Raw genomic sequence first — 25,213 nt, 5'->3', positions numbered from 1 at the left:
AAATTTAAATGGGAATTTGCTCTAATTTAAATGTAAAAAATCTCTTAAGAGGTCTAAATAAATGAAAATTATGAAACGGGTAGGCTTATGTGCAGGTGTTGCCCTAGCTGTTGCTTACCAGTCTGCCAGCGCAGCAGAACTAACTGGCGCTTGTTATGACTATGCTTCAAGAGAAGCCACCTCAGCTGTAAAGCTTGATGGTCAAGCGATAGGAATGGTTGTTGCCCACAATGTAATAAACACAACGCTTGGCGCTTCTAACTTTCCAATATTAAAAAGCTTGTATCCAGTTGTTTATGGTTCAATAACTGGGGGGTTTGTCACAGAAACCACAGACGGTGCAGATCCACAGCTTGTTGGTTGCTTGCAGCAATTCAATAATAGGATCTCTGATCTGGAATCGGCCTTTGTTGAAGCTGATCTTAACGAGCTAAAATCAATTTTATCATCTTCAAAACAAAATATTATTGATTTGGGCAACTTATCTTACCACAATGAGGCTGCAGATGCTTATCAACAGCTGGCAGTAAAATTAGGGGGCACAATAAAAAATACACTGGATGAAGTGTATGCAGAAAGCCCAGTAGTAACTAAAGCCAAGTATGATTCTTTAGTTTACAATGTTGCGCCAGCTTTTGTTTCCATTATTCAAATGGAATTGTTGCACAGAAGAGAGTTTAATCGTTTCTGTTTTAGCCAGGAAGTTTATCCAACCTGGAATGGTATAGATAGCGATGAACTCGTTGATCTTGAATTGCTAAAAACAATTAAGTATGACACTTCAGAATTTATTGATTCTTATTTAACTACCCCAGAGGGTTCCGTAGCGAACTGTAATGCAGACTTTAATACTTTTTTAACTTTTGACCGGGTAATCGGTGACGAGTTTGACTCATACAAAGCGGTACTGGAAATGCTTGGTATTTTCATTACTGAAAGTACAAAAATACCGGGTATGATTTCTGCAGCTGTAGATGTATATAATTCAGAATTGGGCGCCTACAGAGAGCTAATGCTAACCGAGTGTGATAGTCGTTATAAATATTCAGATAATTATTATAGCCACTCTTATACAGCTCCAGGGTCAAGTTCCTGTGAGGCTGCCCGAACAAGCTATTTGGAAAAGGATATTACCCCGACGGGAGTATATTCTGAAGACTCTAAATATCCTGCTGAAGCAGAAAGAAACCATATTCTTCATAATTTGGCAGCGGTTGTAGACTCTTGGGACTGGTATAGTCACACCATTCCGGAAGCTGTGGCCCAACTAGATGAAGATACAATGCGATTCTATGAAGCTTTTGAGGTGCCAACCTATAGTGGTGTGAGACTGAAACATTTAGATACTGATTTATGTGTCGGTTCAGATGCAAAAGCACAGTATACTTGCGATATAAGTAAAAATGTTTTTATGTTCCGTCCATTTGAAGATGGATTTAAAATAACTCGGATATCTGATAACAGGAATTTTAAAGACAAAGGCGAAGACTCTGATGGCTTTGTTATTCGGTCTGGAGAAGGGTTGGACTCCAAGTGGATAGCGGAAAAAGAAGGTGCTTTGGGCTTAGACCCTTATCCTAATTTTATTAATGCGAGTACAGGAAGATGTTTAGCACTTGATGATAATGCCAGCCTCACAGCGGTTAATTGTGATGAAATTGAAGGTGATTTTTGGGAGGTTAATGGAGTCGATATCCCTGATACCCATTCCTTAGTCAGTATGAGACATACCGGAAAAGGAAAGTGCATTAACATTGTTGGTGCAACTGTAAGCTGTGATATAGACTCGGTTATCTATCAAATTCTTCCATACAACGGCGGCTATCGTGTGTCGCATAATGGATTGAATTTGATAAATATGGAAGGTACTGGGATCTTATTTTCCCCTGCGATAGGAGATATTGCTACTTGGGATTTTTCAGACTGGAATGGTGATGGTGTTTTTGGTCTGCAAAATCGTGATACCGGAAGGTGCCTTCACTACCTGGGAAGTCTAGTTGCCGCTAGCTGTCATCTTGATACAGCAGTAAGAGAATTATTTGCATTTGATATTGTAGATTTACCGAATTCCTCAAATGCGGAGAGAATCTATCTAAAGGATAATACATCGACTGTTGGTCGTTGTATGGGTAAAAGATATACTGCAAACGCAGGCACGGGTCAGACTGCCTATTTCAATGGATCGTGTAGTCTGACAGACATGGCACTCGTAAAATATAATGGTGGTTACATGATCTATGATATCACTAATGACAAGTATATCGAAGACAGTAACGATACCGACACTCTTAAATATCAACAGTTAGTGCCAAGCAGTGTGCCGAGTGATTCTACGACCTGGGATTTTCTTGGTCCATATAACTATTCTGGGGTCAACCATTTCAGTATTAGGAATAGAGCTACCGGTGAATGCCTGAAAACAGTAAAACTGAGTACTAATAGTGGTGTTGGGGCTCTTTCAAAAGGAGACTGTAGTGATACTACTGCGTCAAGAATTTGGACCCTCCATGATATTGGAGAGTAAGAACTAAAAAGCTCTTATAAAAACGCCCGCTTTAGCGGGCGTTTTTATAGATAGGATTGTCTGGAATTCCATCTGGTCTTGGTTTCGAATAATAAGTGCAATTGGTAAGGGAGGGCTTAGTTGAGAGAATCGTCACCTCTCCCAACCAAGATATCGGCTCTGATGAGTTGAAATCAACTGAGTAAGAACGAGCGATACCAGGTTTACAGCCTAAGAAAAGCTGGACACTTCCAGAAAGTAATAGCAAAGCTCTTGATGAGGTACCCTCTGACGATCAGTTGAGAGCTATGAGGCAATACTGGATTGCGAGGATATTGCCTAAGGCAAGCACACAAGCTTGAGGAGCTAAGAAGCCTGCAAGCGGATAAGGCACGGAAAGTGATTGGTGTTGTGTGGCAACAAATAGACAGCCTAACTCGGAAAGAGCTAAATCTTCAGCAGACTGCCATCTATTTAAATAGATATAGCGGTGTATCGTTACATCAGGAGAGGATCTACCAGTTGATTTATTTAGACCATAAAAATGGTGGATACTTATTTTATGGCAAGTAATGTAGAACTGCGTGCCTGCTTACATTAACGAGAGCGCTCGGGTACTTCGGTATAGTAGCCTCATTCCCAGACCTCTTTCCAGTTGGGTTACCGTTTGGCTTTGCCGGTCTAGTACGTGCCAGGCTATTAGCCACTGCTGTAAAACTGCACACTTTAACAACAGCTAGAAATAGTTGCATATCTTCTAGATAGGGTTTCATTGTTTAATTCTTCTAAATACTAATTTAACTTTATGGCTGTTTATCAAAAGGCGGTGTCTGGGGCACTATGCTTGCAGAAAGTTAATACTTAATTATCGTGAAGAGGAATCTGATTTGAATAAGGCATTAATTGAAAAAACTGTAATAGCCAGCGAGCGTTGGAAGTCATTTTTCAACCAAGGAAATGCAGAAGGCTGCGCTTCTATGTACGAAAAGGATGCGCAAATGATGGCCAAGCCATTTGGGCTATTCCAGGGGCGGGAGCAGATACAGGCTTTCTGGGAAAATCTTGTGGCTCAGGGGTTCTCAGATGTGACTTACCTGGATACAAAAATCGAGGCAATAGATGACACTTCAACCGTACTTTCCAGCAACTGGAGAATGAATAACGCGCAAGGAGTAATTACACGAGAGCTCTGGGTTCTCCAGGAGGACGGCACTATGCGCCTGCGTGAGGACCATTTTGAAGCCTTGGACAAAAATGCGAAGTGAAAGGATATAACATGAACGAATATTGGAATAGTTTTACCCGGGAAAAAACTGACGAACAGTACAATCCGACTCTGTGGAATCATCGTTTGCCGCCAGAAAAATTGTTACCAGCTCATGTAGAATTCACAGAGAGTCACAGCTCCAATTACCGACAGGCGATCAAAGGTGGACTACAAACAGTTAGTTTTGGGGAAGGGGAATTATCAGGCTCAATGGATATTTTTAGGCCTGAGAATGTTGCTGAAGATGCACCCATAGTCATTTATATCCACGGAGGTTGGTGGCAATGGTTCTCAAAAGAGCAGTTTTCTTTCCTGGCTGAGCCTTTTAATAGAAAAGGGATTGCTGTTTATATGCCTGGTTATCGTATGGCCCAGGATTGGAATAATGGCGTGCCTATGGAGTCCATAGTAAAACAGACACAGTATGCAATGGCTAAGGTACTTAAAGAGGCAGAGCTGAGAGGTACGTCTGCAGTTTACCTGGTGGGGCACTCGGCAGGTGGTCAGTTAGTAGGGATGTTACATCAGACAGATTGGAGCCAGTTTGATATTTCAAAATCTACGCAGGATAAGTTCAAAGGCGCATTTTCTCTGGCTGGGCTTTTCGATATCCGTCCACTGGTGAATAGCTTTGTCAATGACACGATTAATATGTCAATGGAGTCGGCGGAGAAGGTAAGCCCACAGTTAATGCTGCTAAGAGAAGGTAGAAAGCTCTGTCCACTACATTTGATAGTACCTGAATTTGATACCCCTGAGTTTTTCGTCAGACAAAGGAGTATCAAGAAAAGCTATTAAAGTCCGGAAATCCCTGTCATTTTATCATTGCAAATAATCGTGATCATCTTGATCTGCTTGAAAGATTAGTTGTCGAAGATGATGAGGTGCTAAGTTATCTCTTGAATCATATTTTTGTTTAGTTCTAAAACTAGGGCATGACAAGTAATGTCCATGTCCTCCTGTCTAAACAGTATTTAAAGTTTTGAAATAAATTGTAGAGAAAACCTTGGTGGGGTATCTTTTAAATAAATGGCTTAATTTTTCTAACTTGGTTTCAAGTAGTAAAGATAAGCCTCTATTGACAACCAAGTTGTATGTCTCAGAGTATGTCTGTTTTTTTAATATGGAAATGCTGTGTTCAGCTTTAATAAGCTTTTAATTCTTTAGTAATCTGTTTTTGATATTGAATTTTTATCCAAGCCTTTGGTTTAGGTTTTTCTGATTCCTGTGCTAAATTTTTGTGTGAATAAATTATGTGGATAAAAGAGTAGAGAGCCGCGAATGGACGCTTATCAGTTTAGCCAAGATTAAGTCTGATTGATGATTAGTGTTTTGTGCTGTCTTTTCTATAAATATCTATAAGTATCAATATATAAAATAAAGGAATCAGTGTGAGTGCTGCCAAGTGCAATGCTATTATATCGTTTTCTTTGCTGGATGGGCTCACTGAAAATACAATTATTTCCAGGATGAAAAACAAGATAAACAATAGATATTTATCCAGCTTAGATATGGATTCAAACACCTTGGAACCAAGCAGCCAGTAACGCCAGGATTTGCATTTCAAAGCATCAAAAAGATAATAAAGGCCACAGGTTAAGCTCACTAAAGTTGTGAGTAGTAGCTCAAACACCCAGGCCGGGGGCTTGCCAGGGGCTGGGGGCCAAACATTGGTTACTCCAAATTCGGTAAAGGAGAGAATGGCGAATAGTCCGGTAGTTAATAGAAAAATAGGGAACCGAAAAACTAATATGACCATACAGATTGCGGCAGAGACTTCGAAAATCCTTTGAATGGGCATAAAAATATTGGCATGCTCTGCAACCCAGGCTAATGCGTTGCGAAACCATAGCGGGGTGTTTCCGTATTCTACATAGGAGTCCACCAGCCCTCTATAGCCCTCTACGGTAAACCAGTTCAGTAAGCTGTCTTCATAAACCTGGAAAATCAACATAACACCAATGGTGATGGTGAATAGGTTAATCCAACGCCCTAGCAGTAGGTTGGATTGTTCTGTCTGTAAGACCATGCGATATCGGTCTAAAAATTTTGAAAGTATTACTAGGACGGCAATGGTGATACTGGATAAAAGGCTGGCTAGAAGTATGTGATTGCCGCCGTTGCGCGACATCAAAAATATCGCGAAAAACACGCTAGATGCCACAATCACCCAGAGGCACCAGGACAAAAAGCTTATATCGGGTGCCAGAATACTGCCCAATAGACGCTGGTGATAGGGCGTTGGATAAGATGAGGCCTGATCGGATGGTTTCTGAATATTTGGGGTGAAGCTACAGCTGCTTACTGCTAAGACTAATGCATATAAAGCCGGTGATAAAAATTCAAAGAACCAGCTATTTTCGCCCATATAAGTAAAGCCCCATAATAATATGAAACTCACAAACATAAGTAGGGCGCCTAGGGTCATCAATACCCGCAATATTAAGAGTACCCCGGCAAGTAGAATGGCAAAATGCAGTGAGTAGGTCAGGCTGGTGATGTGTGGGGTAAAAAATATGGCTAAAGATTTAAGGGCTGCGGGGACTTCTTCCGTTCGAATAAGCTGCTCTAATGCGGCTGCAAAGGCCTGTGGCGCCATCTCGCCATTCAGGTAGCGCATAATGACCAGTTGGATACAGGCGGCGCCTAAAAAAAGGCTTATCATGGCTAGCCATGCTGTTGGCGAGGTTGCCGTTTTTGTTTGGTTAGTATCTAAAGTTTGGCTGGAATTGTGCATAAACCCTAGCCTAGTTGAATTCGATCCCCATAGATCAATACTTGTGCCAAAAAAGTTTGCTATCTGAATGAGTGTGTCAAAAAACTCTGCAGAAGATCTATACAGTCCTCTCGCTGTTGTTTACTGGTATTGGCAAACCCTAATACCAGGCCATGGTTCAATGATTTGTCGGGATAGAAAAAAGAAAGTGGCGTGCTACCGAAGCGGTGCTGGGCTAATTGCTTTGACAGTTCTAGGTCATTCCTGCCGGGCGTGGCGAGTACCACGTGCATTCCGGCGCTACTTGCGATGAGCTGCGCCTGGGGTTCCAGTTTATCTCGTGCCAAATCGCAAAAATGCAGCCATTTTTCCCGATAGTTGATGCGCATTTTACGCAGGTGTCGTACGAAGTGTCCCTCGTCAATAAAGTCGGCAACAACCGCCTGGGCAAGTAGGGGGGAGTGGCCGGAGAGTATTTCCTTTGCTCGAGCAAATGCCTGTACAAAGGGTTTGGGAACGATCATGTAACCTAAACGCAGGCCGGGCTGCAGACTTTTACTGAAACTGCCCATATAGATAACCGGGGTATGCTCTGCCATTCCTTGGAGAGCGGCGACAGGTTTGTGCTTAAAGGAAAATTCGCTGTCGTAGTCATCTTCTAAAATCCAGCATTGCGTCTTGCTGGCCCAGTCCAACAGCTTTAGCCGTTCACTGGCAGGCATCACTCCGCCCATGGGGTACTGATGGGTTGGCGTGGTGTAGAGGACTTTGCCGTGCAGTTGGCTTTTGGTCAGTGCATCCACGTCTAAATAGCCGCTTTGCAATTCGGCCAATGCCAACTTGGCGCCGCAGGTTTGAAATACCCAGCGGGCGCGGCGGTAGCCAGGGTTTTCCATGATGGCGGTATCTCCGGGGCCAAGTAGCACTTGTGCGCACAGGCTCAAGGCTTCCTGGGCGCCATTGGTTATGATGATCTGGCTTTCATCACAGAGCACTCCGCGGCAGCTGCGCAGGTATTCTGCCAGTGCCCAGCGTAAGGGTGGATGGCCCTGGCTGTGCCCATAGCTAAGCAGTGGAAACCTATCTTTGTGGCGCCTGTAGAGTCTGGACCAAATAGATAAGGGAAAGGCATTGAGGTCCGGTATACCCGGTGAAAAAGGTAGAGATACGCCGCTGTCGGTTTTAAATGCCGTGGCTGTCTGCAGCTTTTGGCCAAGGGCTGAGAGCCCTGGTAAGGGAGCTGTACCATCGGAGTCTTGGGAATACCATGCCTGATGCTGTGTTTTCTGTACGTAAGCGGGCAGGGTACTGGATACAAAAACGCCCTGTCCGACACGGCTGGTAACAAAACCCTCTGCTTTGAGCTGCTCTAGCACCAGTGTGACCGTATTGCGGCTGATATTCAGGGTGGAGGATAGTCTGCGAGAGGAGGGGAGCTTACTCCCTGCTGAGAGACGGCCGCTGCAAATCCACTCCACCAGGCTGCGGTATAGCTGGCTTTGTAACGGTTGCCTGGGGTCCAGGATTAAGTCGGCAAAATCGGGGCTACTCAAACTGGCACCATTAACTGATTAAAACTGGATCTAATCAGAGTACCAGTAACTCCCTATATTGGCGATATCTGTTGTTGATAAATCGTTGTGGGAGTTTTTAAGAATGGTAGTTTTAGATTCCGCAAAGAGTGAACTGTCGGTTACTGCGAAAAGCCGGGTGCGCCGTGCTGCCAAGAGGGCCAGTTATCGCCGCGAGGATATTTATCGTTTGGTCGATGAACTGAAGCTCGGGCATATTGGTTTTACCCAGGATGGTGAAGTGATTGTTATTCCCATGACGGTATGGCGCCATGGGGACTTTTTGTATTTTCATGTGGCCAATAAAAGCCGGCTGCAGAAATTACTGGATTCGGGGCAGCAGGTGTGTATTTCCTTTGCCCACTATGACGAATGGGTCCTGGCTAAATCCGCCTTTCATCACAGTGCCAACTATCGCTCGGCAGTTTTGTTTTGCCGCGGTGCGCGGGTACAGGACCCAGAGGAGTTTGATGCGGTTTTCAAATCTATTATCGAAGATATCGAGCCCGGCCGCTGGAGCCAGGTGCGCGCTCCAAATACTCAGGAGCGCAAGGGTACGGCCCTAATGCGCCTGACCATAGAGGAAGGTTCTTTTAAGAGTCGCACAGGGGCGCCATCAGACAATAAAGAAGATCTCGATTTACCGGTCTGGAGTGGCACTAAGCCCGCCTGCCCGTTTAAATAGCATCAGCCTCTTCAGGAGTTTTATTGGTGAGGTTGATAATGGCAAGCATATCTTCGTTGTCCTTATCCATACCCATTTCAGTAAAACCAAAACTGGAATAAAAGTCTTTAGCCACTGGGTTTTTGGGGTTGTAGCAGATTTCTATTTGCTCGATATTGGGTGTTTGCCGGATTTCTTGTAGGGCTAGCTGAAGCGCTGCCCTACCTATCCCCTTCCCCTGCTGCTTCTGGTCAACCATAAATCTCCAAATGGAAATTTTTTCACGGCTCTCTTTCACCCACATAAGAAAACCAACGGGCTTTTCTCCCGTATAAATCGCACGGGTTTCATATCCAGAATTGAACTGTGCCTCCACCAGTGACCACATATTACAGGCGACGTATTCTTGCTGCGCTTCGGCGACATCCAGATCGCAGACCGCCTCATAGTTATTCTGTGTTATAGGTTGTAAAGAGGTACGCATTGTTGAGTTCTACAATTCCATTGTTTTAAAGTTTGGGTGTGCTTTAAAACGCAGTTTACTTTTTAAGAACCTCTAATGCCACCTGCAAAATTTCTTGTTCGCTAGTTTTAATATTCGGCCTCACCCCCTGACCCTCCCAGTTAACTAGTTCCTTAGATAAAGTCGAAACCGGGCGACTAGAGGGAATTCCAATCTCAAAGCTAAATGGCAGGGTCTGAGGCGCATCCATCATATGGGCTCCGCCGGCGCTGGCACTACCGATAATAGTGGCTCTACCCAGTTGTTGCAGCGAGAAGGCGATGCTTTCTGATGCAGAGAAGGAGCGCCCATTGATCAGTACTACCATGGGTCTATGGGTGCCATAGGCTGGCCAAGGAAGTTCTTTGATGCGTTCAGGGGAATGTTGCTTCTCTCTGGTTTCAATGACATATGGCAGGGGTTTAGTGGGGTCGACAAAGGACTCAAGGATGGCGGTGGCTGTATCACTATCACCACCGCCATTATTGCGCAGGTCCAATATCAGCCCGTCACTGTGTTGCAGCAGGGTAAATGCCGCGGCCAGGCTTTGCCGTGCATTTTCAAAAGTGTGGAATGAAGAGAGTTTGAAGTAGGCAATATTACCGGGCAATAACTCTAGTTTCTTTACACCATAGTTGTTCTTGGGCGCCTCAGCCCGCCACTGTGCTATCCAATTGTTGGAATCTTCATTAGGGCTTACCGGCTCCAAATAGAAGTGCTTGTCTCCAGACAGTGTTCGGATTTTCTCGGTAATTAGCTTGGCAAAACTTTCGGAGTCCCGGCAAAGGCGCAAAGCTTCAGGGCTACTGGCCATCTCAGACAACGCCAGGGAAACGCTTTGGGCTTTGTCTGCGAGTATATAAGTTTCTGCAATAGCGCTGGCGGCGGATTGGATAACTACGGTGGGATTAAACTGGCAATCCTCATCGCTTGCGTAAGTCGCTGAAGAGATGGTGTGGCACAGGACCAGGCTGAAGGCGGCAATCAGTTTCATGGCTTTTTATTCTCCTTGGCAATGCACTGCTGAATGCGATCGAGATAGGGGTGTTCCTGCAGAGCGGCAATCGCCTCTTCGACGAGTGCTGTTAGAGGTGTAGACAGTTGCCGATTTAATGAACGTTCCGCTTCAACGGTGGCTTGCCAGTGGACTTCAAGCTTTGGTAGTAAGCGCTGGCCTTTACGGCTGAGGCGGACCTTGCGCTGGCGTGCATCCTCCCCGGTGAGGATTTCTAACAATCCCTGCTGGACCATATCTCTGACTGTCTGGCTAACCGCCGGCTGGGAGATTGCGGCACTGGCCGCGATTTCATTGATGGTGACCGGGCTCTTGTGGATAAGGGCTCGCATCACCGGTGTATAACGCGGCTTGTAGTTTTTAATACCGCAGGTGCGGTAACTATCTGCGACATCGCCGTCCAGTAATTCGATTAAATGCCTGAGGCGAGTACCCAACTGGCTGTATTTCATAGTGTTGAATTTATATAAGTGCTTATATAAATGATTGTAGAGTATCTCCCTACGCTGTGGCATTTCCTCAACCTCCTGTGAACCCGTTAACCCTTCGCTTGATCGCGGACACACGTTTTTAGGTTGCCGGCAAATGCCAAGCCTTTCCAATCACCACACATTGAAACCGAAATTTAACATTTGTTTCATCGAAATTTAGGAATTCCCCGCCACTCTTTGCGCCGCTTAATCCGTATCAGGCAACTGGGAATAACGACGATGAAACAATTTGGCTTGGCTGCTCTGGCAGCCCTGGGTCTTCCACTGATGGCTGCAGAGGTCCAAGCCAGCGACCTCATTATCTCGGAGTACATTGAGGGCAGTGGTAACAATAAAGCGCTGGAAATTTTTAATGGCGGTGAAACTGCGATTGATCTGAGTGATTACGCCATCCAGCTTTTTTTCAATGGTTCCGATAGCGCCTCCGCGAACATTGCTTTGAGTGGCACCCTGCAGGGCGGTGCGGTATTTGTTCTGGCCCACGGCAGTGCCGATGCGGCGTTGCTGGATCAGGCCGACCAGATTTATACCAGCGGCCTGTTTAATGGTGATGATGCCGTAGCGCTGGTAGGCCCCAATGGTTTTGTTGATGTGATCGGCCAAATTGGTACTGACCCCGGCAGCCAGTGGGGCAATAGCAGCCTCGGCACACAAAACCAAACACTGGTACGCAATCTGGATGTGCAGACAGGCCGAACCGATGGAAGCGGCATCTTCGATCCTGCTCTGGAGTGGTCCAGTGAGGGGTTGAATAACTTTGATCACCTGGGCTGGCACGGCGCCGATGGTGGCAATGGAGATGGTGACGGTAATGGCGGTATTGAGCTTGGGGCCTGTGGCGATGCAGCAACCTTAATCAGCCAGATACAGGGCAGCGGCACCGCGAGTGCGCTTGAAGGCGAGCGCCACGAAATTGAGGCGGTGGTTGTCGGCAATTTCCAAGATCCCAATACCGGCTTGGCCGGTTTCTTCCTTCAGGAAGAGGACAGCGATCAGGATGGCGTGGATGCGACTTCAGAAGGACTGTTTGTACACGACAATGCTTTCGGTGTGAGTGTGCAAGTTGGCGACCTGGTGCGCGTGGGGGGTATCGTCGATGAATTTTTTGATTTCACTGAGTTGAATCAGGTTGATGGTGTCAGCGTTTGCGGAAGCGGTTATCAGGTAACGGCGGCTAATGTACAGATGCCGTTTGGCTCTGTGGCAGAGCAGGAGCAGCTCGAAGGGATGTTGGTTGAATTCCCGCAGAGCCTCACCGTTAACGGTCATTACAACCTGGCCCGCTATGGCGAAGTGATCCTATCCAACGGCCGCCTGTATATCCCCACCCACAATAATATGCCGGGCGCCGCAGCGGCGGCTCAAGTGGAAGCCAACGCACTCAACCAGATTATTCTGGACGATGGTTCCACAGTGCAAAATCCCGAGACAATGCCTTATCCGGCCTCGGGTCTCAGCGCTTCTAACACCTTGCGCAGTGGCGATACTCTGGAGGGGCTCACCGGTGTGATGGGGTACGGCTTTGGTGCCTATCGTGTTCACCCTGTGGAAGTCCCCCAATTTACCCCGGTCAATCTACGCGATGAAGCGCCCATCTTACCGGGTGATGGCAGCCTGCGTGTTGCCAGCTTTAACGTGCTGAATTACTTCAATGGTGACGGCAACGGTGGTGGCTTCCCCACTTCGCGCGGCGCCGATACTTTGGAAGAGTTTGAGCGCCAAAGAGAGAAAATTATTTCTGCAATCTTGCGTATGGAAGCCGATATTGTCGGCTTGATGGAACTGGAAAACGACGGCTACGGTGTCGATAGTGCCATCCAGGATCTGGTCAATGGGCTCAATGCTACAGCATCAGGACAGAGCTACCAGTTTGTGCAGCCGGACCTCACGCAGCTGGGCAGTGATGAAATCGCCGTGGGCATGATTTACCGCAGCGACCGCGTTATGCCGATTGGCAGTGCCGTTACTCTGCAGGATTATCCTTTTGATGACGGTAACCGCCAGCCGCTGTTACAGGCATTTGCCGAACTCTCCTCTGGTGAGCGTCTCGCCGTGGTGGTGAACCACTTTAAATCCAAGGGAAGTTGTCCAAAAGATGGGAGCCTGAACAGCGATCAGGGGGATGGTCAGGGCTGCTGGAATGCTCTGCGTACTCAAGCTGCCGATGCCCTGGTGAGTTGGGTTGAGAATGACCCCACCGGAACTGGAGTTGACCGTGTTTTAGTGCTGGGCGACCTCAACAGCTACGCCATGGAAAACCCAATTACGGCTCTTGAAGGGGCGGGGTATACTGACCTGCTGGAATGGTACGGAGCGGGACAAGCTTATTCCTATGTCTATGACGGCCAGTCTGGCTATCTGGATCATGCGCTGGCCAGCCCTTCACTGGCTCCGTTGGTTACTGCCGCTGTGGACTGGCATATCAATGCCGATGAACCGCGAGTGCTGGATTACAACCTTGAACACAAGAGCCTAGAGCAGCAGGAAAACCTCTACTCTACAGGCCCCTTCCGTGCATCCGATCACGATCCCTTAATTGTTGAGCTGGACCTGGGTGCAGATAACCTAGCGCCCACGGCAGAATTCAGCTGGAAGTCTGAAGGGTTGTTGATGAATTTTATCGATAACAGCACTGATGCAGATGGTGAGCTGTTGAGCTGGTCCTGGGATTTCGGCGACGGTGTAACCAGTAGCGAGCAAAATCCCAGCCACACTTTCGATGTGCCGGGTAATTACTTGGTACGTTTGCAGGTAAAAGACGATCGCGGTGCGGTATCCACACAAGAACAGATTGTTGAAGTGATGGATGATGCGATTTCACTGCAGGCCAACTTTAAACTCCATCGCTTTTTCCGTTGGGTATGGGTAGAAGATCGCAGCCAATACAGCGGTGATAATAAACTGCAATACCACTGGGATTTTGGGGATGGAGTGCAGCGCAACGGTCGTTGGGCGTTACATCGCTACGCACAAACGGGTAATTACGAAATTACCCTCACAGTGACTGATGGTGAGGACGCTGAAGACAGCGCCTCTCAAGTAGTAAAAATTTCCTGGCCACGATGATATATGTCAATTTTTGATTAATAATAAATATTCTGGTTGCCCTGGCGCTGGGGTTTTGAATTCCCTGTCGTCGCTTCACCAGGATTCTTTGAGTTGATAGCTTTTCCCTAGAAGCGAATGGCCGCACCCTGGTGGTGCGGTCTTTTTTATTTCGCTCTCCTTAAAAAATTAATTGCCCCCATTTGTTTTTAAGCTGATGACCCCCTTTGGGAGAAAGAAGGACCATACTAGGTTCTGTCTTGTTGGGTTACAGGGGCGCCCCTTTATGTCGTGTGCATTCAAAAGTCTCGTAGGTTTAAGCCTGGAGTGGACTGGCACCCATTATTCCGAGGTGGGGGATTTCCCTGATCTCTCCACCTATGTTGTCAGTTATGAGTCAGAATCCAACTGCTATATCACTGCCGGTGGCAAGCTGGTATGTGAAGCCAGTTACTCGTATGCGCCTATGGGAGTACGCATGGCAGCACTGGTTTATCGGCCGAATATCTACCAGGGGCGGCGTGGAGTTGTTCTTTACGCCATGTTGGATTTTGACCTGATGATGGATCGCGCAGTTATTATGCATAACGATCAACCTCTCGCGCTGGCCAATGGCAGTTTTCGGGTGGTTGATACACCGGAAAAACCCGTCGTTGGTTAGGGGAGAATTAAATTAAAATATCGGGAGAGCTTGGTATGGATAATCATGAAAAAATTAATTATGTAGAGTTCCCATCTAAGAATCTGGCAAAGACCAAGGCTTTTTTCACTGAGGCCTTTGGCTGGGAATTTACAGATTATGGCCCCGAGTACTCCGCTTTCTCCGGCGCAGGCTTGGACGGTGGCTTTTTCCAGGCGGATATGCACAGCTCAACAGTGAATGGTGCCGCGTTGGTAGTACTCTATAGTTCTGACCTGGAAGATACGTTACAAAAAGTCGAGCGGTGCGGTGCTAAGGTGGTCAAACCTATTTTTTCTTTCCCCGGAGGAAGGCGCTTTCATTTTGCCGAGCCCAGCGGCAATGAATTTGCGGTTTGGTCAGATATCGGAGAGAAACAGTAATTTTTAGGTTGCACCAATCAATAAGCCCCCGAGGGGGCTTATTGATTGGTGCTAAGAAATTTTCACTGAGCCCTCAAGCTGATAATTCAGTTTGTTTCTCATCGGCTAATTAAGCGCTAATAGATATATACTGCTCCGCTAGAGTATGCCGAATTATCTTGCTGATTGCCGCCGATGCCCGTGGCGCCACTATCTTCATGAAAGGCCCCTACCGCCAAGGTCTGGCCATCTGCGCTGAGGCTGATATTACCAAAACCAAAATAGTCTCCCTTTTCGGTATTACTGGCTTTTAGGTAGGCCTTCTGTTGCCAGTTGTCCTCACTTCGGGCGAAGATATACACGGCACCAGACCAATCTGCACTATTATCGCCTTCATCGCCATTAATGCCAATGGCACTGCTACCCTCCCGAATGGCTCCTACCGCTAGGGACTGGCCATCGGCGCTAAGACTGAGAGATCCACCAAATCGGTCATAAGAATTTGTATTACTTGCCTTAATATAAGCTTGTTGCTGCCAAGTATCGTTGTTGCGAATAAAAATATAAGCTGCGCCAGCACCCGTTGCCTGGTTGTTATTTGCATCGCCATTAATACCGGAAGCATTGCTACTCTCAGCTGTAGCTCCTATGGCCAGGACCTTGCCGTCTGCGCTTAAACTGAGTGAAGAACCAAAATAATCACCTTCATCAGTGTTACTAGCTTTTATGTAAGCTTGTTGTTGCCAGTCGCTGTCACTGCGGGCAAAGATATACACCGCACCAGAATTATATGTACGATTGTTACTTTGATCGTTGTTAATACCGGTAGCACTGCTATTTTCATTTGGTGCGCCCACTCCGAGTATCTGGCCATCGGCACTGAGGCCGACAGTATAACCAAAAAGGTCATTTTCATCGCTATTGCTAGCCTTTATGTAGGCCTGCTGTTGCCAGGTGCCTTTATCTCGGGTGAAGATATAGACTGCTCCGCTATCCTCTCTTGAAGCCCCAACAGCTAAAGTTTGGCCATCGCTACTAAAGCTGAGTGAATCACCGAAGTTTTCAGAGGCATCTGTATCACTGGCCTTAAGGTAGGCTTGTTGCTGCCAGTCATCTTCATTGCGGGTGAAGATATAAACACCACTATCAGTACCCACTGCAAGAGTCTGGCCATCGGCATTCAGACTGAGTTCTGAACCAAAATACTCCCACTTTCTATTGTTGTTGGCTTTAAGGTAGGCCTGCTGTTGCCAGCCGCTTTCACTGCGAGTAAATATATACACCGCACCGGATTCATCTGCATCATTATTGCTTCCATCTCCATTAACACCTGTGGTGTTGCTATCCTCTCGAGGTGCCCCTATTGCTAGGGTCTGGCCATCAGCACTAAGGCTGATTGCTTTGCCGAAATCATCGTGGGCATCTGTATTACTCGCTTTGAAATAGCCAATGCTTCCGGTCAGTAAAAAATCGTCAACAGAAAGTATCGTTGAATCACTACATCTTTCTTGAGATCCCTCACCGTTGCAGGCCTGTAGAATATATTGCGCATTAGTTCGGGAATAGAGTGCTGTTTCTAGTTTGAGTGTTAGGGATTCATTACCTTGGGGAATATATTCAGCAACCCGTCTAAAACCGGAAACCCCATCGGGGTTTTCCAGTAAATGATAGTGGCTGGCATTTTCAGCATCAATCCACGCGAAGCGGAACTTCTTTATTGCCTCAAAACTTAAAGCAATTAGCTTTACTTGCTCTGGTGCAATAGAGGTGTCACCTCCATTTGAGGGATCTTCTGTTGCCGGTGGAGTACCGTCTCCTGTTGAAGGGGTACTTGCTACCGGTGGATTTTTTTCAGCAGTATCGCCGGTGCTACTGCTACCAGATCCGCCACCGCTACAACCGGATAGGAGTAAGGCAATTAGGGAGATCTTTATAATTTTTCTGTTCATAACTTTTAACCGGTTATCTTTGGCGCCTGATTATGCAGTTTGAATCTATAGGAATTCAAATATTACTTTCTATAATTTTTATATTTTCACAAAAATTTTTTTAATTGGCGGGCTTCTATAGATTATGTTTTCGAGAATTGAAAATTTTGTACTTTTGTGCCACTTGCTATTTGGATGTTTCTTTAAGAATTCTGTACCAAAAGGAAGGGTGTATTTTTGCAATTTTCAGGATTTTTGATTTTATTTTTGTTTGGTGGGTGAGCTGGAGCGGCGATTTCTGCGGTTGTGGCTGATTTTTTTGAGTGGGTTGTGTCTACATGCTAGGGGTTGGTTGAGATGTGAGAAAATATAAAGTTACCACAAAGAAAAGAGTATCTTGTTAGATATTTTTAGCGGTAATTTTAGGGGGTTTAGGGTGATGGTTTTTTCTGGCTTTAGTGGCAAGTTGGTGGTGTCAATAAGATATTTGAGATTTTAAAATGAGAATAAAGGGGGATCTGGTGGCATTTCAGCTCCAGGCAGTCAGAGTTGAAGATAGTAAGAGCTAAATCAGGAACAGACGTTTCATTTAGCTAAATTGTATAGTAATAATTTTTTATTTTGATTGGATGTAGAGTAGCAATAACAAGCGCTTAAACAATATTCAATAAAAAAGCCCCCGGTTTTATTCGGGGGCTTTTTAAAATCTGGATGAAAGAGTTTTAAGATTACACCTTAAACTCAGTATCCAGCTTCTTTTCCACCAGCTGCTTTTTTAATTTCGCATACTGGGGTACGCCGTTTTTGTAGGGTGGGTAGTCCTCGCCCTGAATTAACGGTAACAGGTACTCGCGTCCCGCATCGGTAATGCCGAAGCCGTCCTCGCTAATATATTCTTTCGGCATAAATTTTTCGACGTTGGCCACTTCAGACAATGGCGCTTCCGCGATAGACCAGCTGTACTCTTCACCTTCTGCACGAATAATTGCCGGCATAATGGCGTTTTTGCCGGCTGCCGCCATTTCCACGGCGGCGCGACCGACGGCGTAGGCCTGCTCCACATCGGTGGCGGAGGCGATATGGCGGGCGGCGCGTTGCAGGTAGTCGGCCAGTGCCCAGTGGTATTTCAGGCCCAGCTCGCTTTTGATCATATTGGCGAGGGTTGGTGCCACACCGCCCAGCTGCTTGTGACCGAAGGCGTCGGTAGTGCCGGCATCGGCGAGGAAGGTGCCGTCTTCGTACTGGGCGCCCTCGGAGGCGACGATTACGCAGTAGCCTTTCTCGTCCACGGTCTTTTGCACCTTGGCCAAGAACTTCTCTTTATCGAAGGCCACTTCTGGGAACAGGATAATATGTGGTGCATCGCCTTCCTCTTCCTGGGCCAGGGCGCCGGCAGCGGCAATCCAACCCGCGTGACGACCCATCACTTCGAGGATAAAGACCTTGGTGGAGGTGGCGCACATGGAGGCTACGTCCATGGCCGCTTCCTTGGTGGAAACCGCAACGTATTTGGCTACGGAGCCGAAGCCGGGGCAGTTGTCGGTTAGCGGCAGATCGTTGTCGACCGTTTTGGGAATATGGATGGCCTGAATTGGGTAACCCATGGTCTCAGACAGCTGCGAGACTTTCAGGCAGGTGTCAGCGGAGTCGCCGCCGCCGTTATAGAAGAAGTAGCCGATATCGTGGGCCTTGAATACTTCGATCAGGCGCTCGTACTCTGCGCGGTTCTCTTCCAGGCTCTTCAGCTTGTAGCGGCAGGAGCCAAAGGCGCCGGAGGGGGTGTGACGCAGTGCGGCGATGTCTTCCACACTTTCCTGGCTCACGTCGATCAGTTCCTCACGCAGTGCGCCGAGGATGCCGTTCAGCCCCGCATAGACTTTACCAATTTTGTCCTGGTTTTCACGGGCAGCTTCTATTACGCCGCAGGCGGAGGCATTGATTACGGCAGTCACACCACCGGACTGCGCGTAAAAGGCGTTCTTCTTCGACATGGTTATCCTGTTTTCATAGAGATCTTGGGAAGTGACCCGATCCGGTTGTCCGCCGGACGCTCTTCGGCGGCGCCAGTGGGGAACTCCGGGAGCTCGTATCGGGTGTCGGCCGTAGCTGGAAAATTCCTACCACCCTACCGGGGGTGAGGCCGATCTGTGCGGGGGCGGAGTCTAATGGAATAGCGAGTAAATTGCATGGCAAACGGGGCATTTGGCAATTACTGGCCTGTTTTGCCGTGGTAAGCTTGCGCCGCAACCCCCAGGAGTACAGATTTTCGCCATGCATATCCATATTCTCGGTATTTGCGGCACCTTTATGGGCAGCCTAGCCCAATTAGCGGTGGCCGAAGGACACCGGGTCACCGGTAGCGATGCCAATGTTTACCCCCCCATGAGCACTCAACTACAGCAGGCGGGTATTCAGATCACCGAGGGCTATGACCCGGCTCAGTTGGAGCCGGCCCCAGACCTGGTCATTATCGGCAATGCCATGTCCCGCGGTAATCCCGCCGTGGAAGCGGTACTTGAACAGGGGCTGGCCTATACCTCCGGTGCCCAGTGGCTCTGTGACCACTTCCTCGGTGGGCGCTGGGTACTGGCAGTAGCGGGCACTCACGGCAAGACCACAACTGCCAGCATGTTGGCCTGGATTCTGGAAGCGGCGGATATGCAACCGGGCTTCCTGATCGGGGGGGTGCCAGGCAACTTTGGAGTGTCTGCGCGCTTGGGGGATTCCCCTTTCTTTGTGGTGGAGGCGGACGAATACGATACTGCCTTCTTCGATAAGCGCTCTAAGTTTGTGCATTACCGCCCACGCACAGTGATTATCAACAACCTGGAGTTCGATCACGCCGATATCTTCGACGATTTGGCGGCGATCCAGCGGCAGTTTCATCATCTAGTTCGCACGGTGCCCGGCAACGGCCTGATTGTCAGCGCCGCAGAAGATAATGTGGAGCAGGTATTGCAGCAGGGTTGCTGGAGTGAAGTTCAGCGCTTTGCCAGTGAGGATCAGCCGGGAATCAGTGCCGGCGACTGGCGAGCGGTGAATATTGCCGCGGATGGCAGCAGCTTTAGTGTGCTGTTCGAGGGTGCCAAAGTGGCGCGTGTGGAGTGGGATCTCACCGGTATGCACAATGTGCGCAATGGTCTTGCCGCTATGGCTGCAGCTCGTCATGTGGGCGTGGTACCTGAGCTAAGTGCCACCGCACTCGGACGTTTTCAGGGCGTAAAGCGCCGTATGGAATGCCTGGGCGAAGTGGCTGGTATCCGCGTTTACGATGATTTTGCCCACCACCCAACTGCGATCGAATCCACGCTTACGGGCCTCAGGGCCAAAGTGGGCAAGGACAAGATCATCGCCTTGATTGAACCCCGTTCCAACACCATGCGTATGGGCGTGCATCAGGGCCAGTTGGCCAGTGCCTGTAGCGGTGCGGATATGGTGTTGTGGTATCAGCCCCAAGGGATGAATTGGTCGCTGAATGAAGTTACTCACCACTCTCCGGTGCCGGCCAAGATTTTTGACACTATCGAGAATGGTGTGGAATCGGCACTGCAGCTCGCCGGTGAGGGCAGTCATATCGTGGTGATGAGTAACGGCGGCTTCGGTGGTATCCATCAGCGTTTGATTGGAGCCCTGGAGCAAAAATATAACTATTCGACCTGAAAAGAGTCAGCACTTTAGTGATCGGGGAAGTGATCTTGCAGCAAGCCACATTTAATAAAACCGTTACCCTGGCCATGACTGGGGCTTCCGGGGCCCAATACGGCCTGCGTTTGTTGCAGTGCCTGCTCGCTTCTGGCGTGCGCGTCTGGCTGTTGATGTCTGAGGCGGCCCAGGTAGTGATCAATACAGAGACCGACCTGCAACTGCCGGAGGGCGACGATGACACACTGCAGGCTTTTCTCGCCGATCGCTTCGGCGCGCAGGAGGGCCAGTTGAAATTGTTTGGCAAGCGCGACTGGTTTTCGCCGGTGGCATCCGGCACTGGAGCGTCGGCCAGCATGGTGATCTGCCCGGCCAGCGGTGGCACTTTGTCGGCCGTTGCCTGTGGAGCTTCCAATAATCTGATTGAGCGCGCTGCGGATGTGGCGTTGAAGGAGCGCCGCCAGTTGATTTTGGTTCCGCGCGAGGCGCCTTACTCGGAGATTCACCTGGAAAATATGCTCAAACTCACCCGCATGGGCGCGATGATTCTGCCGGCCAGCCCCGGTTTTTATCAGAAGCCGCGCACGGTCGAAGACATAGTCGATTTTGTGGTGGCGAGACTGCTCGATCAGTTGGGCGTGGAACAAAAGTTGTTGCCGGCTTGGGGTGAGTAGGTCACAGGGAGATAAAAAATAGTGAAAGCGAGCATAACCATCCACTACTGTGTGCAGTGCAATTGGATGTTGCGGGCTACCTGGATGGCCCAGGAGTTGCTTCACACTTTTGCGGATGACCTACAACAGGTTGCATTACAACCCGGAACTGGAGGAGTATTCGAAATCCGCATTGGTGAAAATTTGATCTGGGAGCGCAAGCGCGATGGCGGTTTTCCCGGAGCAAAGGAACTCAAGCGGCGCGTGCGGGACCTATTGTTTCCCGAGCGCGATCTGGGACATATCGATACTCCCTGAAAATATTTCCAATAGCGCCGTGTAAACGCAAATTTTGTATTTGCACCAGCACTGCCGGGGCGATCAAAATATGCGCCGTACTGCGGCCCACTGATTTATTGGATAGAAGCAAAAACCTATGCTGTCAGCTTTCAAGAACTCGTATGAATACCTGGTAACCAAGCGGCCACTGGCTGTGTTGGTAGTTATCGGCCTGCTCACCCTGCTGGCAGCGATGGGCTTGCCCCGCTTCAAGATCGATGCCTCGGCGGACTCCCTCACCCTGGAGGCCGATGAGTCCCTGGATTATTTTCGTGAGATCGCCGAGCGCTACGCTAGCGGGGACTTCCTGGTGGTCACCTATCGCTATAAGGATGGCGACCTGTTTAGCGATAAATCTCTACAAGCTCTGGCCAAGTTACGCGATGAGCTGGCCGGAGTAGATGGCGTTTCCAGTGTACAGACCATCCTCGATGTCCCTTTGCTGTACAGCCCCAAACTGTCTTTAACCGATATCACCGATGAGATTCGCACTCTGTCCCAGGCAGATACTGATCGAGACCTGGCCCGACAGGAGTTTCTCTCCAGCCCTATTTACCGCGAATTGATTCTGAGCCCGGATGGCCAGACCACCGCACTGCTCGCCAATCTGACGCTGGATAGCCACGGTATAGAATTGGTACGCGAGCGCGATGCCCTGCGCCGCAAGCGCAATAGTGAGGGCCTGAGCCCGGAAGAGGCTGCGCGCTTGGAAGAGGTGAGTGCCGTCTATTTGGAGCACCGCACTGCTCAGGAGTTGGAAGCGCGGGCGCGAGTTGATGAGGTGCGGGGGATTCTCGCCGGTTACAAAGGCGAGGCAGAGTTGTTCCTCGGCGGTGTGACCATGATCACTTCGGACATGATCACTTTTATCAAAAGTGATCTGGTAGTGTTTGGTGTGGGCATTCTCGTCTTCATTATTCTGACTCTGTTGCTGATCTTCCGTCAGCCCCGTTGGGTGCTGTTACCGCTGCTCACCTGTGTCACCACCGCAGTGACGATCCTGGGCCTGCTCAGCTGGCTCGACTGGCGCATGACTGTGATTTCCGCAAACTTTGTCGCGCTGCTGCTGATTATTACCCTGGCGATCACCATCCACCTGGCGGTGCGTTACCGCGAATATATTGCGCAAAACCCCGACTGGAGCCGTGAAACACTGGTGCTGCAGACTGTGCGGTTTATGGCCAAGCCCTGTCTGTACACGGCCCTGACCACTATCGTTGCGTTTGTATCGCTGGTGGTGAGTGGTATTCGCCCGGTTATCGACTTTGGTTGGATGATGACGATGGGGGTAACTCTAGCCCTGATGTTGTCCTTCCTGATTATCCCCAGTTTTCTGATGATCCTGCCCAAGCGCCAGGGCAAAGTGAGTGCGGATAATTCCCATGCATTTACCCTGCGTTTCTCTAGCTTTGCCGAGCGCCATAAGTTTGTGGTGTTGGGGGTGTCCCTGGCCGCTGCGGTGATCAGTGTGGCGGGAATGCTGCAGCTTAAAGTGGAAAACCGCTTTATCGATTACTTCGATGATTCCACCGAAATTTACCAGGGTATGCTGGTGATTGACCGCCGCCTGGGCGGCACTGTGACCCTGGATATTATCCTCGACAAGCCTGTGGAAGAGGAGCCTGCCTTCGAAGGTGAGGAAGATCCTTTTGCCATGGAAGTGGAGGAAGATCCGTTTGCGGTAGAGGAAGATCCCTTTGCCTCAGATGACCCTTTCGGCGGAGAAGAGGAGTCTCAGGAACAGAGTTATTGGTTCACCGTAGCTGGTCTCAATACCTTGGAACAGTTGCACGATTACCTGGAGGAACAGCCAGAGATCGGCAAGGTGCAGTCCCTCGCCACTCTGTACAAAGTGGCTCGTGACTTGAAAGGTGGCCAGCTCAATGACTTTGAGTTGGCGGTGGCCAATACCAGCCTGCCGCCGGAAATTCGCGGCGTATTGGTAGATCCCTATCTCTCGGTTGAGAACAATCAGGCCCGCATTACCCTGCGGGTGATGGAGACTGATCCGAATCTGCGCCGTGGCGAATTGATCGAGCGCATTTACGATTACGCGCATAATGAAATGGGTATAGCGCCGGAAAACATCCACCAGACAGGACTGCTGGTGCTCTACAACAATATGCTGCAGAGCTTGTTTAAGTCCCAAATCCTGACCCTGGGGGCGGTATTTGTGGGCATCCTGTTAATGTTCCTGGTGTTGTTCCGTTCTCTGTCGATTGCCATTATCGCGCTGGTACCGAATATGCTGGCGGCCTGTGTGGTACTCGGTGGTATGGGGCTCGCCGGTATTCCATTGGATATGATGACCATCACCATTGCGGCGATTACCGTGGGTATTGGGGTGGATCACGCGATTCACTATCTGTACCGCTTCCGCGCCGAGTTTGCCAAAGACGGCAATTACCTGGCTACCATGCATCGCAGCCATGCAACTATCGGTCGCGCCATGTTCTACACGGCGATCACCATTATTGCCGGCTTCTCGATCCTGGCGCTGTCCAAATTTGTGCCTTCTATTTACTTTGGCCTCTTGACCGCCTCGGCCATGTCCGCGGCACTGCTGGGCTCACTGACTTTGTTGCCATTGTTATTGGTGATATTCAAACCTCTGGGTGCCGGTTCTGTAGATAGAAGTGAGGTGGAAATTCCAGAGGGGGCAGCCAAGGCCTGAGGGAATATTTTTTAGAGTTAGCAATAAAAAGCCGGGCAATTGCCCGGCTTTTTATTAGCAGATTAATTCGCGGAGAATTAATCCTGGCGGCTGGTGATTTCCAGAAGGTGGTAACCAAACTGAGTTTTTACCGGGCCGTGTACCTTGTTCAGTTCCTCAGAGAAAACGACCTTGTCGAACTCCGGCACCATCATACCCTTGCTGAACTCACCCAGGTCACCGCCGGAACGGCCGGAAGGGCATTGGGAGAACTGCTCCGCGATTTTGCCGAAATCGGCGCCATTTTCGATCTGATCTTTCAGTTCCAGGCACTTGTCTTCGGTCTGTACCAGGATATGGCGGGCTGTTGCTTTAGGCATGAATAGTCTCCATTCGTTAATAAACCGCAGCAGCTTAATGGCTGTGGGTCGTGCTTGCCACCGACAATTACCGGGATTCCGTGGAATATTGCACTCAAACAATTGGATTGGCGCTTAAAGGCCTCGCCAGAAATCTCGGTGATCCTGTTGGCAGTGGTATCTTTAGTACTTCAACCCACCCAACGAGAGAGCATTTTGCAACAGATCCCCCTTTTTCCCCTGAGCGTGCCCCTCTATCCAGGTGTTGCGCTACCTCTGCGTATCTTTGAACAGCGTTATCTGCATTTGGTTAGCGAATCTCTGAAAAATGAGAGCGGCTTTGGTGTTGTTTTGATTCGCTCTGGCGGCGAGGTGGGCAACGCCTCGGTTTGGCCCCTTGGGGTCTATGTGCATATTGTCGATTGGAGTCAGGGAGAGGAGGGCTTGCTGCATGTGCAGGTAGTAGGGCGGCGGCGCTTCCGCATCAGTCACACCGAGCGGGCTGAAGACGGCCTGTTGCTGGGGGATGTTGAGTGGTTGCCGGATAATGCCCCCCGGCCGATACCTGCAGATTGCGATGGCCTAATGGCAGTGCTGGAAGAGTTAAAGGAGCGTGCCAAGGATCTTTCACTCAAGTTCGATAATGTCGACTCCGCCGATGCCCTGTCCTGGCAACTGGCCCAGTTGTTACCCCTTGAGGATAAAGCGAGAGTGGATTTGCTGGCCCTGGAAGACCCCTTGGCCCGTCTCGCCAATATTGCTGAGAACCTGGATCGTTGGAGCAGGGAGTAACCCAGCAGTAGGAATCCATTTATGCCGTTTAA

Annotated in this window: 20 protein-coding genes; 12 read left to right on the top strand and 8 right to left on the bottom strand. The window is 49.0% G+C overall.

Annotated elements, in window-relative coordinates:
- Positions 1 to 61 precede the first annotated feature (61 nt).
- The 3 genes from MJO52_RS16940 (at position 62) to MJO52_RS16930 (ending at position 4,568) form a co-directional block, all read left to right on the top strand.
- Positions 62 to 2,524 carry a hypothetical protein gene (locus tag MJO52_RS16940; protein WP_252083143.1) on the top strand — a complete coding sequence of 821 codons (2,463 nt, stop codon included), beginning with the start codon at positions 62 to 64 and terminating at the stop codon, positions 2,522 to 2,524.
- A gap of 866 nt (positions 2,525 to 3,390) precedes the next feature.
- Complete coding sequence (locus tag MJO52_RS16935; protein WP_252083142.1) at positions 3,391 to 3,768, top strand: YybH family protein; 378 nt, start codon at positions 3,391 to 3,393, stop codon at positions 3,766 to 3,768.
- 11 nt (positions 3,769 to 3,779) lie between these two features.
- Positions 3,780 to 4,568 (top strand): alpha/beta hydrolase, encoded by a 789-nt coding sequence (locus MJO52_RS16930; protein WP_252083141.1) that lies wholly within the window; start codon positions 3,780 to 3,782, stop codon positions 4,566 to 4,568.
- A 526-nt stretch (positions 4,569 to 5,094) separates the two neighbouring features.
- Here the strand turns inward: MJO52_RS16930 and MJO52_RS16925 are convergent.
- Both MJO52_RS16925 and MJO52_RS16920 read right to left on the bottom strand, forming a co-directional pair.
- Positions 5,095 to 6,435, bottom strand: coding sequence for a hypothetical protein (locus MJO52_RS16925; protein ID WP_252083140.1), 1,341 nt, complete (start codon positions 6,433 to 6,435; stop codon positions 5,095 to 5,097).
- A gap of 131 nt (positions 6,436 to 6,566) precedes the next feature.
- Positions 6,567 to 8,039, bottom strand: a complete 1,473-nt coding sequence (locus tag MJO52_RS16920; protein ID WP_252083139.1) for a PLP-dependent aminotransferase family protein — start codon at positions 8,037 to 8,039, stop codon at positions 6,567 to 6,569.
- 103 nt (positions 8,040 to 8,142) lie between these two features.
- On the opposite strand from MJO52_RS16920, the gene MJO52_RS16915 reads away from it, so the two are divergent.
- The gene (locus MJO52_RS16915) at positions 8,143 to 8,742 is read left to right on the top strand and encodes a pyridoxamine 5'-phosphate oxidase family protein (RefSeq protein ID WP_252083138.1); all 600 of its coding nucleotides are present in this window, start codon (positions 8,143 to 8,145) and stop codon (positions 8,740 to 8,742) included.
- Here the strand turns inward: MJO52_RS16915 and MJO52_RS16910 are convergent.
- Genes MJO52_RS16910 through MJO52_RS16900 form a run of 3 tightly spaced genes read right to left on the bottom strand, consistent with a single transcriptional unit; the run spans position 8,735 to position 10,753 of the window.
- Positions 8,735 to 9,205, bottom strand: coding sequence for a GNAT family N-acetyltransferase (locus MJO52_RS16910; RefSeq protein WP_252083137.1), 471 nt, complete (start codon positions 9,203 to 9,205; stop codon positions 8,735 to 8,737). The genes MJO52_RS16915 and MJO52_RS16910 overlap by 8 nt on opposite strands.
- Positions 9,206 to 9,260: 55 nt before the next feature.
- A complete protein-coding gene (locus tag MJO52_RS16905) occupies positions 9,261 to 10,217 on the bottom strand; it encodes a S41 family peptidase (protein WP_252083136.1) in 957 nt (318 codons plus the stop codon).
- The gene (locus MJO52_RS16900; RefSeq protein ID WP_252083135.1) at positions 10,214 to 10,753 is read right to left on the bottom strand and encodes a MarR family winged helix-turn-helix transcriptional regulator; all 540 of its coding nucleotides are present in this window, start codon (positions 10,751 to 10,753) and stop codon (positions 10,214 to 10,216) included. Before MJO52_RS16900 ends, MJO52_RS16905 begins: the two co-directional genes overlap by 4 nt.
- 195 nt (positions 10,754 to 10,948) lie before the next feature.
- Between MJO52_RS16900 and MJO52_RS16895 the strand changes: the two genes are divergently transcribed.
- The 3 genes from MJO52_RS16895 (at position 10,949) to MJO52_RS16885 (ending at position 14,836) form a co-directional block, all read left to right on the top strand.
- On the top strand, positions 10,949 to 13,795 hold the full coding sequence (locus MJO52_RS16895; protein WP_252083134.1) for an ExeM/NucH family extracellular endonuclease: 2,847 nt from the start codon (positions 10,949 to 10,951) through the stop codon (positions 13,793 to 13,795).
- 265 nt (positions 13,796 to 14,060) lie between these two features.
- Complete coding sequence (locus MJO52_RS16890) at positions 14,061 to 14,435, top strand: hypothetical protein (protein ID WP_252083133.1); 375 nt, start codon at positions 14,061 to 14,063, stop codon at positions 14,433 to 14,435.
- Positions 14,436 to 14,470: 35 nt separating this feature from the next.
- Positions 14,471 to 14,836 carry a VOC family protein gene (locus tag MJO52_RS16885; RefSeq protein WP_252083132.1) on the top strand — a complete coding sequence of 122 codons (366 nt, stop codon included), beginning with the start codon at positions 14,471 to 14,473 and terminating at the stop codon, positions 14,834 to 14,836.
- Positions 14,837 to 14,952: 116 nt separating this feature from the next.
- Here the strand turns inward: MJO52_RS16885 and MJO52_RS16880 are convergent, their stop codons facing one another.
- A complete protein-coding gene (locus tag MJO52_RS16880; protein WP_252083131.1) occupies positions 14,953 to 16,764 on the bottom strand; it encodes an FG-GAP repeat protein in 1,812 nt (603 codons plus the stop codon).
- 707 nt (positions 16,765 to 17,471) lie between these two features.
- On the bottom strand, positions 17,472 to 18,734 hold the full coding sequence (locus MJO52_RS16875; RefSeq protein WP_252083130.1) for a 6-phosphofructokinase: 1,263 nt from the start codon (positions 18,732 to 18,734) through the stop codon (positions 17,472 to 17,474).
- A gap of 280 nt (positions 18,735 to 19,014) precedes the next feature.
- On the opposite strand from MJO52_RS16875, the gene mpl reads away from it, so the two are divergent.
- From mpl to MJO52_RS16855, 4 genes are all read left to right on the top strand, one after another.
- Positions 19,015 to 20,403: a UDP-N-acetylmuramate:L-alanyl-gamma-D-glutamyl-meso-diaminopimelate ligase gene (gene mpl / locus MJO52_RS16870; protein ID WP_252083129.1), complete on the top strand. Its 1,389-nt coding sequence runs from the start codon at positions 19,015 to 19,017 to the stop codon at positions 20,401 to 20,403.
- Positions 20,404 to 20,432: 29 nt separating this feature from the next.
- Positions 20,433 to 21,059 (top strand): flavin prenyltransferase UbiX, encoded by a 627-nt coding sequence (locus MJO52_RS16865; protein WP_435583650.1) that lies wholly within the window; start codon positions 20,433 to 20,435, stop codon positions 21,057 to 21,059.
- 21 nt (positions 21,060 to 21,080) lie between these two features.
- Entirely contained in the window at positions 21,081 to 21,356 is a 276-nt protein-coding gene (locus MJO52_RS16860) for a SelT/SelW/SelH family protein (protein WP_286036977.1), read from the top strand.
- Between the two features lie 118 nt (positions 21,357 to 21,474).
- Positions 21,475 to 24,051 carry an efflux RND transporter permease subunit gene (locus tag MJO52_RS16855; protein WP_252083128.1) on the top strand — a complete coding sequence of 859 codons (2,577 nt, stop codon included), beginning with the start codon at positions 21,475 to 21,477 and terminating at the stop codon, positions 24,049 to 24,051.
- 77 nt (positions 24,052 to 24,128) lie between these two features.
- Here MJO52_RS16855 and MJO52_RS16850 read toward each other — a convergent pair whose 3' ends face one another.
- Positions 24,129 to 24,410, bottom strand: coding sequence for a peptidylprolyl isomerase (locus MJO52_RS16850; protein WP_252083127.1), 282 nt, complete (start codon positions 24,408 to 24,410; stop codon positions 24,129 to 24,131).
- 54 nt (positions 24,411 to 24,464) lie between these two features.
- On the opposite strand from MJO52_RS16850, the gene MJO52_RS16845 reads away from it, so the two are divergent.
- Positions 24,465 to 25,181: an LON peptidase substrate-binding domain-containing protein gene (locus MJO52_RS16845; protein ID WP_252083126.1), complete on the top strand. Its 717-nt coding sequence runs from the start codon at positions 24,465 to 24,467 to the stop codon at positions 25,179 to 25,181.
- The last annotated feature ends 32 nt before the right edge of the window (positions 25,182 to 25,213 follow it).

Source organism: Microbulbifer variabilis (assembly GCF_023716485.1).
Classification (GTDB): Bacteria; Pseudomonadota; Gammaproteobacteria; order Pseudomonadales; family Cellvibrionaceae; genus Microbulbifer; species Microbulbifer variabilis_B.
This window is presented reverse-complemented; position numbering and strand designations above follow the sequence as displayed.